Origin of the sequence: Bradyrhizobium sp. BR13661, assembly GCF_029892425.1 — a bacterium.
Taxonomy (GTDB): Bacteria; Pseudomonadota; Alphaproteobacteria; order Rhizobiales; family Xanthobacteraceae; genus Bradyrhizobium.
In genome coordinates this window covers 20,546-35,328 of sequence record NZ_JARXWB010000052.1, presented here as the reverse complement: position 1 = coordinate 35,328, position 14,783 = coordinate 20,546, and the positions used below count along the sequence as shown (strand labels likewise).

The 14,783-nt window shown below is 57.1% G+C and carries 9 protein-coding genes and 1 tRNA gene; 4 read left to right on the top strand and 6 right to left on the bottom strand.

Annotated features, from left to right (window positions below; all coding sequences use genetic code 11):
- Positions 1 to 1,783: FecR domain-containing protein (locus tag M2427_RS40520; protein ID WP_280712326.1), on the bottom strand; the 1,783-nt coding region annotated here is incomplete at its 3' end.
- Between the two features lie 1,885 nt (positions 1,784 to 3,668).
- On the opposite strand from M2427_RS40520, the gene M2427_RS40515 reads away from it, so the two are divergent.
- Positions 3,669 to 3,745 (top strand) — tRNA-Arg (locus tag M2427_RS40515).
- 155 nt (positions 3,746 to 3,900) lie between these two features.
- Here the strand turns inward: M2427_RS40515 and M2427_RS40510 are convergent.
- The 4 genes from M2427_RS40510 to M2427_RS40495 form a co-directional block, all read right to left on the bottom strand.
- On the bottom strand, positions 3,901 to 5,112 hold the full coding sequence (locus M2427_RS40510; protein ID WP_280712322.1) for an MFS transporter: 1,212 nt from the start codon (positions 5,110 to 5,112) through the stop codon (positions 3,901 to 3,903).
- A 28-nt stretch (positions 5,113 to 5,140) separates the two neighbouring features.
- Entirely contained in the window at positions 5,141 to 7,102 is a 1,962-nt protein-coding gene (locus tag M2427_RS40505; protein WP_280712321.1) for a primary-amine oxidase, read from the bottom strand.
- A 256-nt stretch (positions 7,103 to 7,358) separates the two neighbouring features.
- Positions 7,359 to 8,882: a sodium:solute symporter family protein gene (locus M2427_RS40500; protein WP_280712320.1), complete on the bottom strand. Its 1,524-nt coding sequence runs from the start codon at positions 8,880 to 8,882 to the stop codon at positions 7,359 to 7,361.
- 418 nt (positions 8,883 to 9,300) lie between these two features.
- The gene (locus M2427_RS40495; RefSeq protein WP_280712319.1) at positions 9,301 to 10,707 is read right to left on the bottom strand and encodes an amidase; all 1,407 of its coding nucleotides are present in this window, start codon (positions 10,705 to 10,707) and stop codon (positions 9,301 to 9,303) included.
- Positions 10,708 to 12,078: 1,371 nt separating this feature from the next.
- Between M2427_RS40495 and M2427_RS40490 the strand changes: the two genes are divergently transcribed.
- The 3 genes from M2427_RS40490 (at position 12,079) to M2427_RS40480 (ending at position 14,568) form a co-directional block, all read left to right on the top strand.
- Positions 12,079 to 12,807, top strand: a complete 729-nt coding sequence (locus M2427_RS40490) for a LuxR family transcriptional regulator (protein ID WP_280712318.1) — start codon at positions 12,079 to 12,081, stop codon at positions 12,805 to 12,807.
- Between the two features lie 83 nt (positions 12,808 to 12,890).
- Complete coding sequence (locus M2427_RS40485; RefSeq protein ID WP_280712317.1) at positions 12,891 to 13,523, top strand: acyl-homoserine-lactone synthase; 633 nt, start codon at positions 12,891 to 12,893, stop codon at positions 13,521 to 13,523.
- Positions 13,524 to 13,623: 100 nt separating this feature from the next.
- Positions 13,624 to 14,568 (top strand): LysR family transcriptional regulator, encoded by a 945-nt coding sequence (locus M2427_RS40480; RefSeq protein WP_280712316.1) that lies wholly within the window; start codon positions 13,624 to 13,626, stop codon positions 14,566 to 14,568.
- Here M2427_RS40480 and M2427_RS40475 read toward each other — a convergent pair.
- The gene (locus tag M2427_RS40475) at positions 14,535 to 14,780 is read right to left on the bottom strand and encodes a DUF2274 domain-containing protein (RefSeq protein ID WP_280712315.1); all 246 of its coding nucleotides are present in this window, start codon (positions 14,778 to 14,780) and stop codon (positions 14,535 to 14,537) included. The two genes, M2427_RS40480 and M2427_RS40475, sit on opposite strands and share 34 nt — an antisense overlap.
- Positions 14,781 to 14,783: the final 3 nt, after the last annotated feature.

Here is a 14,783-nt window from a genome sequence, read left to right as displayed (position 1 = left end):
GGCTGAACGTGAAGGTCACAAGGGCGGTGTTGTGGACGAGGTTGACGTCGGCGCTGCTGACCGCGACCGCCGCCGTCGGCGTCACGGTGTCGACCGTAAACACCACCGGCGCACTAGTGCCGGGATTGCCGGCCAGATCGATATCGAAGGCCACGACCTGGTGAGTGCCATCGCCCACCAACGTCACATTATTGGCGGTCCAGCTTCCATCCGCCCGAACGGTTGCGGTGCTGCCTAGCGGAGTAGTGACGCCGTTGTAGGTGTCGACAAGCGTTACCGTCGAGCCGACTACGACCTCGCCGGCAGCAGCCGTTACGGATCCGGAAATCGTATGAGTATGCTGGCCGGTGGCGCCGCCCGGGGTCGCTATCGTGACCGTGGGAGCTGGGCTATCGATCGTTAAAGTCGCGGCTTGATGAAACGTATCGGTTCCGGCCTTGCTGTCGAATCCGATTGTGACGATGACCTTTTCGCCCAGCTTAAGGAACGAGAAGCTGTGCGGATCGTAGCTAACAGCACCAGCTTGCGCGTCGATCGCAACGAGGCTTGCTAGATTGATCCCTACCGGAGTGTCTGACGGACCGGCAGCCGAGACGATGGACGCTGTACCGGGCACATAAGGCACGAGCACATCTGCGGGCTGGCTATCGTTAATCTTTACGATATCCCCAATTTTGAAGCGGGGCTGATCGACGACCGGAGTGACGTCAATTGTTTTTAAAACGGTGATAGTGACATCGATCGGCGTCAGTACGGGGTTGATCGCGTTCGGATTGTCCGGGGCCGGAAGTTTGACAGGGATCGGAACGACGACCGGCGTGCCAGATGGAAGAGTGTCGAGTTTGATAGGGGATGTGTCGCCAGGTTTGCCCTCGGGTGGAGGACTGGCTGGAGTAGAACCAGGCGGCGAGGTGGACTTTGGATTAGTATTGTCGGGAGGTCCGCCTTGAAAGTACGCTTGAAACGTTTGTCCAATGATTGCTTGGGCGGCTGGGGTCAGTGGCGGCGCAGCAGACGTCGAAACATCCCCGGAAGCAGTTACTGCCGAGACCACACCTGCCGCGTTGACCTGACCGATCACGACATTGGGATTGACTAAGCTGTAAAGGAGATAAGACCCAGTGTGGCCGTCCGGCTCAACCAGCACTTGGAATTTGACCGGCGGCGCGCCACCCTGGGCTGGAACGGTAAAATCAATTTCAACCAGCACCGCCGTACCACGGATGCCCATGGTTGCTACTGGCGTGTTGACTTTCATGTCGCCGTGCTTAGCGGTCTCGCCGGCGACGAAGGTGATGGTGCCCGCAACCAGGCTCAGCAGCGAAGAATTGCTTGACCCGTTGGGGTCATAGACCATTTCGTTAAGTACCATCCTAGCATTCGACGAGAGGCCGAACACAGTGCCATCGATAAAGGTAATGCCAAGAGTGGAATCGGATCCGGACTGGACGACGTCACCTTTATTGACGTTGTCGCCCGCGCTCAGAATAATTGAGACGCCGTTGCGTATCGCAGTCGCATTGCCGACGATCTTCGTAACATGACCAATGACCTTCGCGCTGTCTGGAGCGGCGGCGGCTTGGGCATACTCGACTTGGCCGAGGAGTGCTTTGACGACGTCAGCAGTGAGGAGCGCCCCATCGGGCGAGGCAAGCGAAGCGCGTTGCTCGCCCCTGAAATAATCAGGCACGACCAGTTCGTGGCCGTCTTTTGAGAGGATTAGATCTAAGCCCGCGCGCTTGTAGTCACCGGTAAATAGCAGATGCGCGTCGGGAATAGTTATGGCGTTCCCGCCCCTCTGGTGAGTTACTGACTCGACGTTGAGGGAGCCGCCAGTCTCGGAAGGGTCGAACGAGCCAATTTTGCCGGCGAAGTTCAATGCCGCACCCAAAGAGGTTAAAAAAACGTTAAAATATCGAGGCCTGTTAACATTTTTTGCGGAAACATGAAAATGTTTTCGCTTGCCCGATAGCTGCTTCGCGGCAGGTTGTGGCAGACGCACTGACTAAATTTTCCACTTTTGGACAATTTTTCGGCATTGAGGTCGCGCCCGGCAGGATGGCGATCGCCGAAATCCTGAGCCCTGTCGAGAATTCAATACGGCCTCGAGCGAGCCATACGTTTCTGAAAACGGCGACAGAACGTGGAGCGCGAAGACGAACTGAACTGCATCACGCCTCAAAGATCGACAATAGCCATGTCGAAGCGAGCGGCCGGGCAATCGATGAACGAGATAGAACAGTTGAAAGCGGTCGCACTCGCCAACGATGGCGTAGCACAGCACACCTAGGGCTATCGATGGCACCTGGCGACGCTCCTCCAAAGACACCGCGACGCCGCTGACAGACATTCCGATTGACGGAGCTTAACTTGAAGGGATTTCTTCCTGTCCTCTACAGGTTTGGCTCACTGCAGGTCCCAATTCGAGGTCGTCAAACGGGGCAGAGTACTTGGTCAGCTTTTTTCGGTTGAACAACAGGCGAAAGAATGCGTACCCTAGGGAGCTCTTATACTTTGTGAGTTTTGAGGTTCGCGCCCGAAGCGCCCCCTTCTTAATGTGTCTTCGGCGGAATTCCGGAAATAGCATCGAGCTTAATTTGCGAAGATCGATGTGCCCAAAATGATGCGGACTTCAAGCATTTTCAGCCCGATGGACTTGCACACTCGGAGCTTTGATGTGTCTAAAAAAAGCCATCCCCTCGATCTCGTTGAGATGCGTCGAACGATCACTGCGTTGCGCTCTCAGCATTCCGACAGTCCTCTTCTCACCTCACTGTTAAACCGCTTTTTTGTGAAGGTCGCATTTTTATCGGAAGTGAGAGATGCGAGGCATGCGGAGGTTTTGCGGTCTAAGTTCGCGTGCATGCTCCAACGCGTTGAAGAGATTTCGAAGGGTGGGCCACCAGCACGTTGATATTAAGATCAAGATTTCGTTGCCCGCAACGAGAGCGGACCAGCACGCTACATGTATCCGAGATAGTTTGGAGTTCGGTTCAACATTAGGGGCGTCGACCATGCTGGCGATCAATACGGTTTATCGCTAAGCGGAAAAACGCAAAGATACCTAGAACCCAGTCCATTGCCGGTCAGCTTCGCTCGCGCACGGCGCCATTCATACCGAAGCGCGCAGACTATCGTGAAGCACTACCGCGCCCGCAATGCGGCTCGCGCCGATTCCGGTATCGACAGGCTTGAATTGCAGGTGCGGAAGGAAGGCATGAAGAGCTGAACGCAGACCAGTGGGTCTCAGGTTTCAGCGATGGATGGCCTTCGGCCCTAATTATCCAACTCGTCGCACGGCGTACGACCATCAAAAGCGTCGCACGAGACCTGGTTTGTTCTGCCGCAGAATTTAAAAAAGCCCTTACGGGCCAATCTGTTAAGGGTGGTGGGCGCACCAGGGCTCGAACCTGGGACCCGCTGATTAAGAGGCGATGATTTGGCAGGAAAATCAACGTCCATTCTGACAACTGAACCGTCAGAGCTGCCTTGAACCCATCAAATTACTGTTTGAGTCCGTCGCTGAGCGTTGCCCTCCGAAGGCACGTGTCAAGCCAGTTCTTGCAGAAGCGGAAGCGGAAAGAGGATTGGAATACAAGGGCTTGTGAGACTGACGTTCGTCGCTTCACTCTCGCAAGAATTTCGCGTAAGCACTGCGTAAGCAGTAGGCACCCGTAGCTCAGCTGGATAGAGCGTCGCCCTCCGAAGGCGAAGGCCACACGTTCGAATCGTGTCGGGTGCGCCACATCTTTGAATGGTGCCGCATTGGGGCACACCTTCCGAAAATCGACTGATGCGATTCAGCAAATCCGACGCCCTGGCAGATGAAGGTGTGGCAGCGGTCAATATGCTGTTTAACCAGCTGCTCTGACGCATCAGCAGTGCCGAATTGCGTCCGAGTTAATCTTGTGATGCCCCTGCAAGACCAGCAGCAATCAGGCACATCAAGCCGACAACAGTAAAGGAGACCGGATAGCCTGCCATTCCAACAAACCCGACCCATGCAGATGTGATGGCCGCTCCAAAGATATGAGCGATCATCATCCAGCTCATCATTGCGACCATGGTGTATTGGTCGAGACTTCTTGAGAGCAATTTGGCCAGCGCCGGAAAGGTCAGTGCGGCGTCTAGGCCAAAAAGAGCGCCGAAAGCTGATAGCTCACCCACACTGAAGCTGCTCAAGGGTAACCACAGCAAGGCGAGTGCGCGTACCGCGAAATAAAGGATTAGCAATATCCGTGCGGGATAGCGGTCGGCTAAAGCGCCGCTGACGGCACTCCCTATGCCCCCGCAGATCGCAAGAATCGCCAGAACGTCGGCACTGGAAGTCAATCCGAGCCCGTTGCCCATGCAGAGCATGGCCAAGCGACTATCAATCAGCCCGGTTGTGGAAGCTCCACAGATGAAGAAGATCGCGGCGATTCGCCAGATCGCCCATCTGCGCGGCCTCACGCCAATATAGCTCGGGCGGTCGAACGTCGAGCTCTCCCGCCACGCTTGTCCGCGGCCAGGGCGGATCATAAGAACGACAACAAAGGCCGCAGCCAGCGTTATGGCCGCTCCCGCCTTGACGACGACATGCCAACCAAACGCCTCAGTGGCCCGCGATGCAAGCAGAAGGCCTGTGGCCGAGCCGAGACATTGAATTGATGTGAAGAGACCAAAACTGGTGCCGCAGTGACGGACATGCTCGCGAAATCCGATCATTGCTGCCAGGACAAACGCGCTCAGGCTGCCGCTAAGGCCTACGCCAATCCCCCAAAATAGTAGCAAATGCCAGGCTGACGTGGCGAACGAAGACAGCGCGAGGGACGCTGAAAGAGCAAGCAGACTTACGAAAAGCAGAGATCTCGCCCCAACATGTAGCAAGCCCCGTGCCGCCAACGGAGCTCCAAGCGCGGAGACCGCAACGGCAAGCGCAACCGGCCCGATGACGTAGGATTCGGGCCAATTCAGATCCCGTTGAACGGAGATCGCCAGGAGGGCGGGGATCACACGCGCGCCGCACCCGACGAAAATGGCGAGGGCTACAGCCGCGGATGTGCTGAGCGTCGCACAAGAGGCCTGAAGATGCGTGACCGAGGGCTCGGCCCCAGACGCTAAAGAGGCCATACTGTTAGCTGCCCGCTGCGCGAGGCGGCTACTTGGCAGCCTGCGCATGACAACTTGCATTGTTCCGGTCGGGCGCGAGATCAATGCCCGGATTTCCATCGAAGAAGCCGCTCGGCGTGAGCTTGAAACCAGTGAAGATGCAGGGCTGGACAGGAAAGTCCTCCGGTCGGACCTGATGATGAAGCCCGAAAACATGCCAAATGACGATGTCGGCGTTCTCGATATTGCGGTTCTTCTTGATGAAGTCGGAAACGCCTCCGCTGCCGTCCGAATGGTTCATGTACTCGCCGGCCGGATAGCGCTCTTCCGGATCATAGGCCGTCACCCAGAGCTGGTTCTTGATGAAGCTCGACCGCCTGCCCGACGGCGAGTCGGGGTGGATGAACGGTGTGACAGGATGGCTGGGCTCGAGCTTGTAACCGGTCGCTGTACCGACGCGGTTCTTCCGGGAGGGATTGATAATTTTCCAGGCCCGGTGCGTCGCTAAGTTGACCTGGCGACCACCCCCCAGTTCGGTCTTCAGAACCGTTTCCTCTTCGTAGAACCCGTTGCCATGAGGATTGTCTGGCCCCCAGGAATCGGCCTGCGTGTTGAGTTCGACGACGCTGTTGTGGTCACCGTCCACGTTCATATCCAGGCGCGCGCAGAAGATGTGCTGGTGGATGTGACCCAAGACGCCAGGTGCAACCTCCTTGCCGTACTTGCCCGGCTGGCCCGGATAGCACGCGGCGGTGTTGATGATTCCGGTCGCCTTGAGCTCGAATTGGATGGAGCCATCCGTGTGGAAGTACCAGAACAGGCCATACTCATAGTTTGCGACCGTGGCGATGCAGGAGATGACCAGCCGGCGGGCGCGACGCGTTTCCACGTTGTTGGAGCGAAAGTCCCAATGTTTCCACAACAGGCCCGCATCCTCTTCATGGATACATATGGCATTCTCGATGGTGACCACCTTTCCATCCATGGTCGCAAGATGAGCGTCGAGATAGCTGATCGCACCGAGGCAATCGCAGCCAAGCTTGAGCGAGTTGGCGAGCTTGCCGATCCCGTACTCGCCTATATCGAAGACATTCTTCCGGAAATGCCCCTTGTCGGTCGTTCCGTACGGCACGACCATTTCGACCAGCGAAGCACGGTGCGCGATCGGTCGCCCGCCATAACTGATGTCATGGAGAGTGAGTCCCTCACGGGAGTTAAAGCCGACGAGCACCGACCAGCGATCCCATTCCAGCCTCCGCCCTACAAGCTTGAATGAAACGCCCTCAGGCTGAACGATGTTGAGGGGCTTATAAGGGGTGCGCGGGTTCTTAATGAACTCAGCTTCGTAGTTCACCTCCGTCTTGGGAATCGGGATGATCTCGTGATCGTCGACGCGGATCACCTCGTAGGTCTTGATGTCGACCACAGCATTGAGTCCTCCGATCGGATGCGCATATAGATTGTCATCCTCGCGAAGACGCAGCCAGGCAAAGACGTGCGCAAGATATCGGCCGTCCTCGCCGGGAACATCGAAATTACCGGCCGACCACGGATCGATGCAGACAAACGACATGTCTTCGATGCCGCGCTTCCTGCAGGCAGCAACGAACTTAGGATCTGCGCGCACGGCATCCTCGATGGCGACGAACTGCTCGAGCTGGATCATCGGTTTGGCGGTTCGTAGATACTTTGAAGTAAGAACCCGCCCTTCGGTCAACGAGACCGTCAGGCGCCAGATACCGTCCTCGCTGACCTTGAAGAGATTGACACGCGCCGATCTGCTGATCGGATCTCCCTGCGCGTACCGACGCACGAGCGATTTTTCCGGCTCGAGAAGCTCGATCGTCTCGAAGAGAAAGTCAGCCCCGTAGCGCTGATCGGCGCGGACGATCTCTATCGCCTTCTGAATTTCCACGGCGGTGAGGGGATCAAGCGGATGCCGTACGTCGTGCGACCGTTCATCGGCAGGAGGGCAAGTGCAAGACGATGACGAGTTATTCAGCTTCTTCATGGGTCGTATCCTTACGTTATAGTTGCATAAGCGCTGCCAAGCGGAGTTACTGTGTCGCGCTTGGCATCACCGCCGGCGCATGCGCTCATCACGCGATCGCGGTCCGGCTCAAACGCATCAGAGCCTTCGGCCAATCCGCCTTAACGAGCGTCAGCTGCATCGTGCGCCAAAACGACGGCTCGCCTGAATGTTCTTCCGTTCCATACCCGTATCGAAGTGGGGCGCGCATGCCGCTTCGGAAGACCATCCATGCCCACTAGTCGGCAGCCATTGCCGCTTTTGTGGGAATGGGTACCGGCGCCGGCGATGCGATCGTCCGGCCGTCCGCGGCGGCAAATATCTCCTCGACTTTCTCCCGCTCGGCTGCCGACATTGGCATCAAATACGCCGCCGCGACATATATCAGGAGGTTCGCAGCCAACGCGATGACGCCCGAGGTCAACCCGTAGGCCCATGGCACGAAATTCGGGTAGACCCATTCGAGTCCGCCCGCGACCGCGAAGCCAACCACCATGCCTGCGATCGCGCCATGTTTGTTGCCGCGCTTCCAGAATATCCCCATGAACTGAGGCACGGCGAGCTGCACCACGCCCTGATAGGCGAGCACCGCGAGTTGAAACAGGCGTGGCAGCTCGAAGCAGGCCAGAAACGCGGCGAGCAGCGTCACGCCGAACATGCTGACCTTTGCGATCCACAGCATCTCGTTGTGGCGGAGCTCGCGATAGCTTCCGATAATGTCGCTGGCAATCTGGGCACCCGCCGCCTGGATGATCCCATCGATACTGCCCATCGACGCGGCAAGGACAACGGTTCCCGCCAACCCGATAGCCCATACGCCCCCGGCCTGCTCGCTCACGATGAAGAAGACCTGGTCCGGAGACTTCTGCACTTCGGGCAGAACGCTCGCATAGAATGCAAAGATCGTAAGCGTGAGGTAGAACACGTACGACAGGGGCACTCCGATGGCGGCCGACTGCTTGAGACTGCGGACACCGTTGGCGGTGTACAGACGGACAAACACGCTCGACCAGCACCAACCTCCGATCGCGCCTGTGAACACGAGAGCGAGATAGTAAAGCGGGCCGGTCGGCGAACCTAGTCCGGGAATCTCGAACATGCGCTCCGGCAATTTATCCAACCCAGCGCCATGAGTTGTGGCGAGCCAGGCGATCATTGCGAGCAAGAGAACGCCGCCTACAACATAGGCCACTATGCCCTGGAACATGTCCGATATCACAATGCCGCGCATGCCCATGCGAATGGTCCAGAATTGTCGGATCACCATCAGCACGACCCCGACGACGACCGCAGCACTAAAGCTGAGGGCCCCCAGGGACAGCGCACGAAACGCGACCCCGAGCGATTGAAAGCCGAGCACTAGCCATGGAAAAACGGAGACCACACCGATGATGGCAGCAATCGTCCGCGCGTGCGTCGATCCATACCGCAACGCGAACAAGTCCGGTTGCGTGCGTAAGTCGAACATTGATCCCCATATCCAGACGCGCCGCGCAATCAGGTACATCAGCACCACGGTGAGGAGACTGTATGCGAGACAGTACAGCCCTAATACACCCGCGCTTGCCGAGAGACCGGCAAGCGCGATAAAGGTCGCGCCCGGATACCAGGTATTGAGGAACGACATCGCCTGATAGACGCCGCCGAACGATCGACCTCCGACCGCGTAGTCCGTGAAAGATTTGTCGGCGACGAAGGATCTCTGCAGAATAAGAATGACGATCATGCAAAAGCAGGCGACCATTCCGAACGTAACGATCATCGCGCATCCCTCCCCGATACAATGTGCTCCGGCGCGGTCGTATCGTCGACCAGATAGGCCACGACAAGACTCGCCGTTATGAAAAGCCCAAGCGATACGAAATAGAAGACCGATAGCGGCAGCCCGAGGATCGTTGGACGCACACCACTCGCCGCCCAGTACATAGGCGGGAGAAGTGCAAAGATCGCATCGAGCGCGAACCAGACGAGTATGAAAGGTCGCGTGCCTGACATCGCAGCTAGGCTACGTAGCATTTTTCCTCTCCCCCTGTTGTGATCGACCGTCAAGCGTCCGGCGAATATCATTTCGAGAATGCTCGACAAGTTTCAGAACTTGCATGTCCAGGCGGCTGCGGCGCAGACCTTGAATCGCAGCCGATCTGGAGCTCTTTTCCGACCAGTCAATGATCAGCCACCGGCTACCACTTCGGATCGATGGGAGTCTTCACGTCACTGCCGCGCTCAACGACTTCCGCCGCGTCGAGGCATTGATCTTCCCGGAAGCGCCGTCCCGTGAGCAAAACGCCGATGGGGAGGCCGGTTTTGTCATCGCGCGTCACGGGGACGCAAGCGCTCGGCAATCCCAGGAAGTTGGCGGGCGTTACGGTTCGCATCATCTCCATGGTCTGCACGATCGCAGCTGGCGACTCGACGTCGAAGCCGTGGATGAACGGCAGCTGTGTCCACGTAGGAGAGAGGACCAGTTGATAATCGGCCATGAACTGCGACCAAGTGCGAGAAAGCTTGTCACGCGTGATGATCAGTTGCGACATGTCGGCGGTGGACCGCAGCTTGGGATAAAGATCGAAGAGGCTAGCGAAGAAGTGGCGCCCATCCTCGCCCATCATCGGCGCCATCTCATCCCATAAGGCTGCGTAGTCCCCCATCAACAACTGCCCCCAGGCGATGAGCACCTCCTCGTAGGCCGGCGGAGTTATTTCCTGAACTTCGTAGCCGGCCTGGGACAATATATCGGCGGCCTTGCGAACAGCTCCACTCACCACGGGCGCACAAGAGACTCCAGGCGGGCTGGCCATGACGGCAATGCGCGGGTTTTGCTTCGGACCTTCGAACGGAATGCCGACCGCAAGGGGATCGCGCGGATGCGCGCCGATGATTGCCTTCAGTCCGAGGCGGACATCATTCACGGTCCGCGCCATCGGGCCATGTACCGCCATGCATTGCCATGCCAGCGGCCGGTTTTCAAAAGGGGGCTCGGCCGCATCGGGTACTCGGCCCGCGGATGGTTTGATTGAGGCGATCCCGCACGCATTGGCAGGATTGCGCAGCGATCCGCCGATATCGTTGCCGAACCCGAGGGGGCTCATCCCTGAAGCAAGCGCGGCCGCCTCGCCGCCACTCGATCCGGCTGTTGTTCGATCGAAATCCCAGGGGTTTCTGGTCAAACCATAAAGCGTGCTATCGGTGTGCACTCGCATGCCAAGGTCGGGGCAATTAGTCCGACCAATCGGAATGGCTCCCGCCAATCGTAGATTCTCGACAAGAGGCGCGTCTTGCGAAACGATCGAGTGCTCAAGGGCTGGAATGCCCCAGGTGCTCGGTAACCCCTTCATATCAATATTGCATTTGATCGTAATCGGCACGCCATGAAGCGGTCCGAGCTTTGCTCCAGAAGCCACGGCCTTGTCGGCGGCATCCGCGGCCGATAGCGCCTCAGAGCCCATGACCAGAACCACAGCATTGAGCTTGGGGTTCACAGCCGCAATCCGATCCAGATGAGCCTCGATCACTTCTCGTGAAGAAAGCTCGCGCCGCGCGATCGCTCGCGCGAGTTCACCTGCAGATTTCTTCCATATCTCGGTCATTTCCCTCTCCCCGTTGAAAACCGCATCGGGGAAACGTAAGCTCGGCGTGTGGGTGGCGGACCAGCCATTTCCCCCCCTCCAAATGAGAGGTGTGTTTTAGCCGAGGCTGTGACAGGAGAGATCTAAGCATGGCCGCCACACGATTAGGGGCCGTAAGCGATTACTTGCTAAACCTGTACGAGCGCTCGGCTGAAACTGGCCCAGCACCGTACGCATCTCTCGCTCTGGATGGCCTTCGAGACCTGACCGGCGCAAAAAAGGCCTGGTGGGGGATACTCGCTCCTTCCGAAAGTGGCCCGAGGCTTCTCAGCTCAGTTCGGTCGGATCTTCCACCAGCGTGGGAAGCGACCTGGGAGAGTGTTAAGAACGATGACAAGCTCGCTCACAGTCTAATGCGCAATCCCAACCACACATTCAGGCTCGACTCTTCAACTATTCCTCGCGGCAGCGGTCTAATACGACTTGCAGATGGCTTTGACATACGGGAGACGATTGTGAGTTCAGTCCGCATCCCAGAACAAAACGCCTTCATGTTTGTCTCGCTTTACCGCGGTTCGACTCAGCGAAGTTTTACCAGCGAAGACAGGGCAATCAGCCAGTTGCTTATCTCGCATCTTTACGTCGCATGGCGCCAAAATCTTGGCGAACGACTTCGATCTCCACGAACCATCAAATCAACTCACCGCGCGTTCGCAAATCGAGATGGACAGCTGGTCCGGTGGGATGAAGGCTTCCTGAGATTCGTCGACAGACACTGGCCTTCCTGGCGCGGATCGACTCTTCCGCCTCTACTTCGCGAGACAATCAGGCGGTCAGACGATTTGACAGGTTGTTGGATTGGACAAGGCAAGTGGAGCGTTCGAGTGGAGCCCGCCGGACTGCTGAAATTCATCGAGCTGCGTGAGTCGAGCGCGCTAGATTGTTTGACACAGCGAGAACTTCAGGTAGCCGAAATGTTCGCTGACGGAGCAACGCACAAAGAGATTGCCCTTGCCACTGGCCTGACTCCTTCCACTGTTAGATACTACATACGTGAGGCCTATTCAAAGTTGAACATCGACAATAAGGCTTTACTCGCGAGCCTGGTAAGCGGTAGCCGGACAACGTACTCCTGAGAAAATAGAAAGATGTTACCTCTTTCTTGGCGCGTCGAAGACCTTTGGCGACCTGTTGATCACAACCGTCCCTTTGAGAAGCTTCTTCGCCTCGATGTTCGTGATTCAGCTGCAGCGATCACGATTTCGATGTCGAGCCAATCGCCCATCGCGCTTACGGCCGCCTGAGCCTTAAGAAACAACCCTAGCGGCGGCGTGTCGGCCTGCAAAGCAATCAAGCGCGTTTCCCGTCAGCGCCTCCGGTTTGACACGATTGATGCATCGGATATTCCAGAACTTCATTGACAGCCTTTTGAGCGCGTCGGACCCAGGCGCTCTTCGCGATGCCATGTCGCAAGCAGCAGCAAGGCTCAATCTTTCCTGCTTTGCGTACTTGTCCATACCAGGTCAGACGAGGAGCCAAGCAAGATTAATATCGAACTATCCATTGGCTTGGAGCACCCTCTATATGCAAAGACACTACGAGCGCCTAGATCCCGTGATCATTCAGGCCCTCGGCCATCCTGACCCTTTCGAATGGGGCCTTGGTATTTTGCCATCCTCCAAATCGCAAGAACTTTTCGAGGAGGCTGCGAGGTTCGGGATTCGGTATGGATTCACGATTCCAATCCACGATAGGAGCGGCCCAGTAGCGGCAGTGACATTCGCTGTTGATGAGCGACGGCAGCAGTTTGAACGAACTATTCACGAGCACGCGCGCGTGTTGCAGCTCATGGCATTGTATTTTCATGCACACGCCCGGCGGAAGATTAGCAACAATCAACTCGTCGACGACGCGACACTATCGCGCCGAGAGGCCGAATGTCTTGAATGGGCAGCGCAAGGAAAGTCCGCCTGGGAAATTGGAACCATTCTCGGCATTTCTCGGCACACGGTCTCCACCTATCTCGAGAACGCCAAGGCCAAACTTGGCGTAAGGACAGTCGTGCAGGCGGTGGCGCGCGTCACCGCATTGAAGTCGATGCGACAACAACCTCTTCCTTAATTCTCCTCCCTTAGTTGTGGGAGGTGACTTATTCACCTGGATCTTCTTCCATGGAGGCCGATATCCAGAGGAGGAAGCGGCCTATGATGCAACTGATTACGGCGCAGTATTACGGCAACTTCATTGATGCGATTACGGACATGCACCGCTTGCGGTACCGCGTATTCAAGGGCCGGCTCGACTGGGACGTTCAGTTCAATGGCGACATCGAGATTGACGAATTCGATGCTCTTCACCCTGCGTACTTGATCCAGAGATCCAGCGACTTTCGCGTTCAAGGCTGTGTGCGCCTGCTCCCCTCGACTGGCCCTACTATGTTGCGAGATACTTTTCCATTACTGTTGGACGGAACACCAGCTCCAGCTGGTCCGACCATCTGGGAGAGCAGCCGCTTTGCCCTCGACATTGATCATGACGCGCCGAAGGGAGCTCGCGGCTTAGCAAGCGCCACCTACGAACTGTTTGCGGCCATGATCGAGTTCGGCCTATCCCGGCAGCTCACAGAAATTGTAACGGTCACTGATGCCCGCATGGAGCGGATCTTGCGCCGCGCAGAATGGCCCCTCCGGCGGATTGGCAAACCTCGTGCACTAGGCAGCACGCTGGCGGTTGCCGGATGTCTTGAAGTGTCAATTGAGAGCCTAGCGCGGGTCCGTGCCGCGGGAGGCCTTCGGGCTCCCGTGCTGTGGACGCCAGTCTCGCTCGCCGTCGGCTGAAGTAACCTCAAGACAGACGAGCAGCCCCGTTAGCGCTGAGGTGACCTCGCTGACGTCGCCTGAAGCGCGACACAATGCGCCTGCCCGGGAGAATGGGATAATGAACCGGCCATACGTGCTACGGATGCACGCTGTTGATCTGAAGCATCTTCGGTCTGCAGTCGCAGCAGCAGACTATGGGAGTATTCGCCAAGCCGCCGAGTTACTATCTATCCGGCACTCAATCCTAAGCCGATCTATCTGTGAACTTGAGCACAGGATCGGCGTCAGAGTATTCGAGCGCTCAGGCGGAGGAGTAAAGCCAACACCAGCTGGGCGAAGTGTTCTGAGGGTAGCCAGGTTAGTTTTGGAGCAAGTCGATGTGCTTGTAGCAACGGCAAAGTCGAATGGGCGGGGTGAAGCTGGCCGACTTTCGGTCGGCTTTTGCACCTCCATATCCGCTGGCAATCTACGAGCGACGCTAACTGAATTCAAGAAGCGTTTTCCTCAAATCGAACTAGCAACCATCGAGCGCTCACGAACGCGTCTTGCGAGCGCGCTGCGAAATGGTACAGCGGACATTCTTGTTGTAACTGGAAACGTGCCGCTGCCAGACAATGATGTTCGGGCCCTCTGGAGTGAGCGCATCCTAGTCTCTCTGCCGGAGAATCATGCGCTAGCTGCGCGATCCGTAGTTTATTGGACCGACCTCCGAAATGAGACCGTTTTGCTAAGCCAGTATGATCCCGGGCGTGAGTTTGAGGACCTCATGATATCCAAGCTGGTTTCGGTGACGGAGCGACCAAAGATCGAGCGCCACGACGTCAGTCGGGGTATCATTAAGAGCCTTATCAGCATGAACATTGGGATCAGCATGGTTCTAGAGTCGGATATAGGCGCGAGCTTCGCCGGCCTGGTGTACAGAGAACTAAACGATGGAACTGGACCAAGCCGGTTGGACTTCTATGCGTATTGGCGCGATGACAATGAAAATCCGGTTCTAAAGCATTTCGTCGACCTCTTAGCCGAACGCTATCCCTCGCCGCCGCCGGCTTTCGGCAAGTAATTTGTTCGTCGGAGCTTTGCAAATCCGCGGTCCGTGGCCATGAAGCGCGCCAACATGGGCGCGATCAGCTTCGCCGGATCGATGCGCTGCCCATTTTCGCGTGCCACGACCTCTGCATAAACGACGAGATCCCGATGCACCGATGCTGGCAACTCAGTGGTGACCTTGACCGGCTTGTCGTCTGGTAGTGCTCCTATTCTAAGCTTGGGCATCCC

Bases quoted from the DNA above. Each gene is read 5' to 3' on its own strand.
- M2427_RS40485 (WP_280712317.1), top strand. From the start codon at position 12,891: ATGATGCAACTGATTACGGCGCAGTATTACGGCAACTTCATTGATGCG.
- M2427_RS40495 (WP_280712319.1), bottom strand. From the start codon at position 10,707: ATGACCGAGATATGGAAGAAATCTGCAGGTGAACTCGCGCGAGCGATC.
- M2427_RS40490 (WP_280712318.1), top strand. From the start codon at position 12,079: ATGCATCGGATATTCCAGAACTTCATTGACAGCCTTTTGAGCGCGTCG.
- M2427_RS40475 (WP_280712315.1), bottom strand. From the start codon at position 14,780: ATGCCCAAGCTTAGAATAGGAGCACTACCAGACGACAAGCCGGTCAAG.
- M2427_RS40505 (WP_280712321.1), bottom strand. From the start codon at position 7,102: ATGAAGAAGCTGAATAACTCGTCATCGTCTTGCACTTGCCCTCCTGCC.
- M2427_RS40510 (WP_280712322.1), bottom strand. From the start codon at position 5,112: ATGGCCTCTTTAGCGTCTGGGGCCGAGCCCTCGGTCACGCATCTTCAG.
- M2427_RS40480 (WP_280712316.1), top strand. From the start codon at position 13,624: ATGAACCGGCCATACGTGCTACGGATGCACGCTGTTGATCTGAAGCAT.
- M2427_RS40500 (WP_280712320.1), bottom strand. From the start codon at position 8,882: ATGATCGTTACGTTCGGAATGGTCGCCTGCTTTTGCATGATCGTCATT.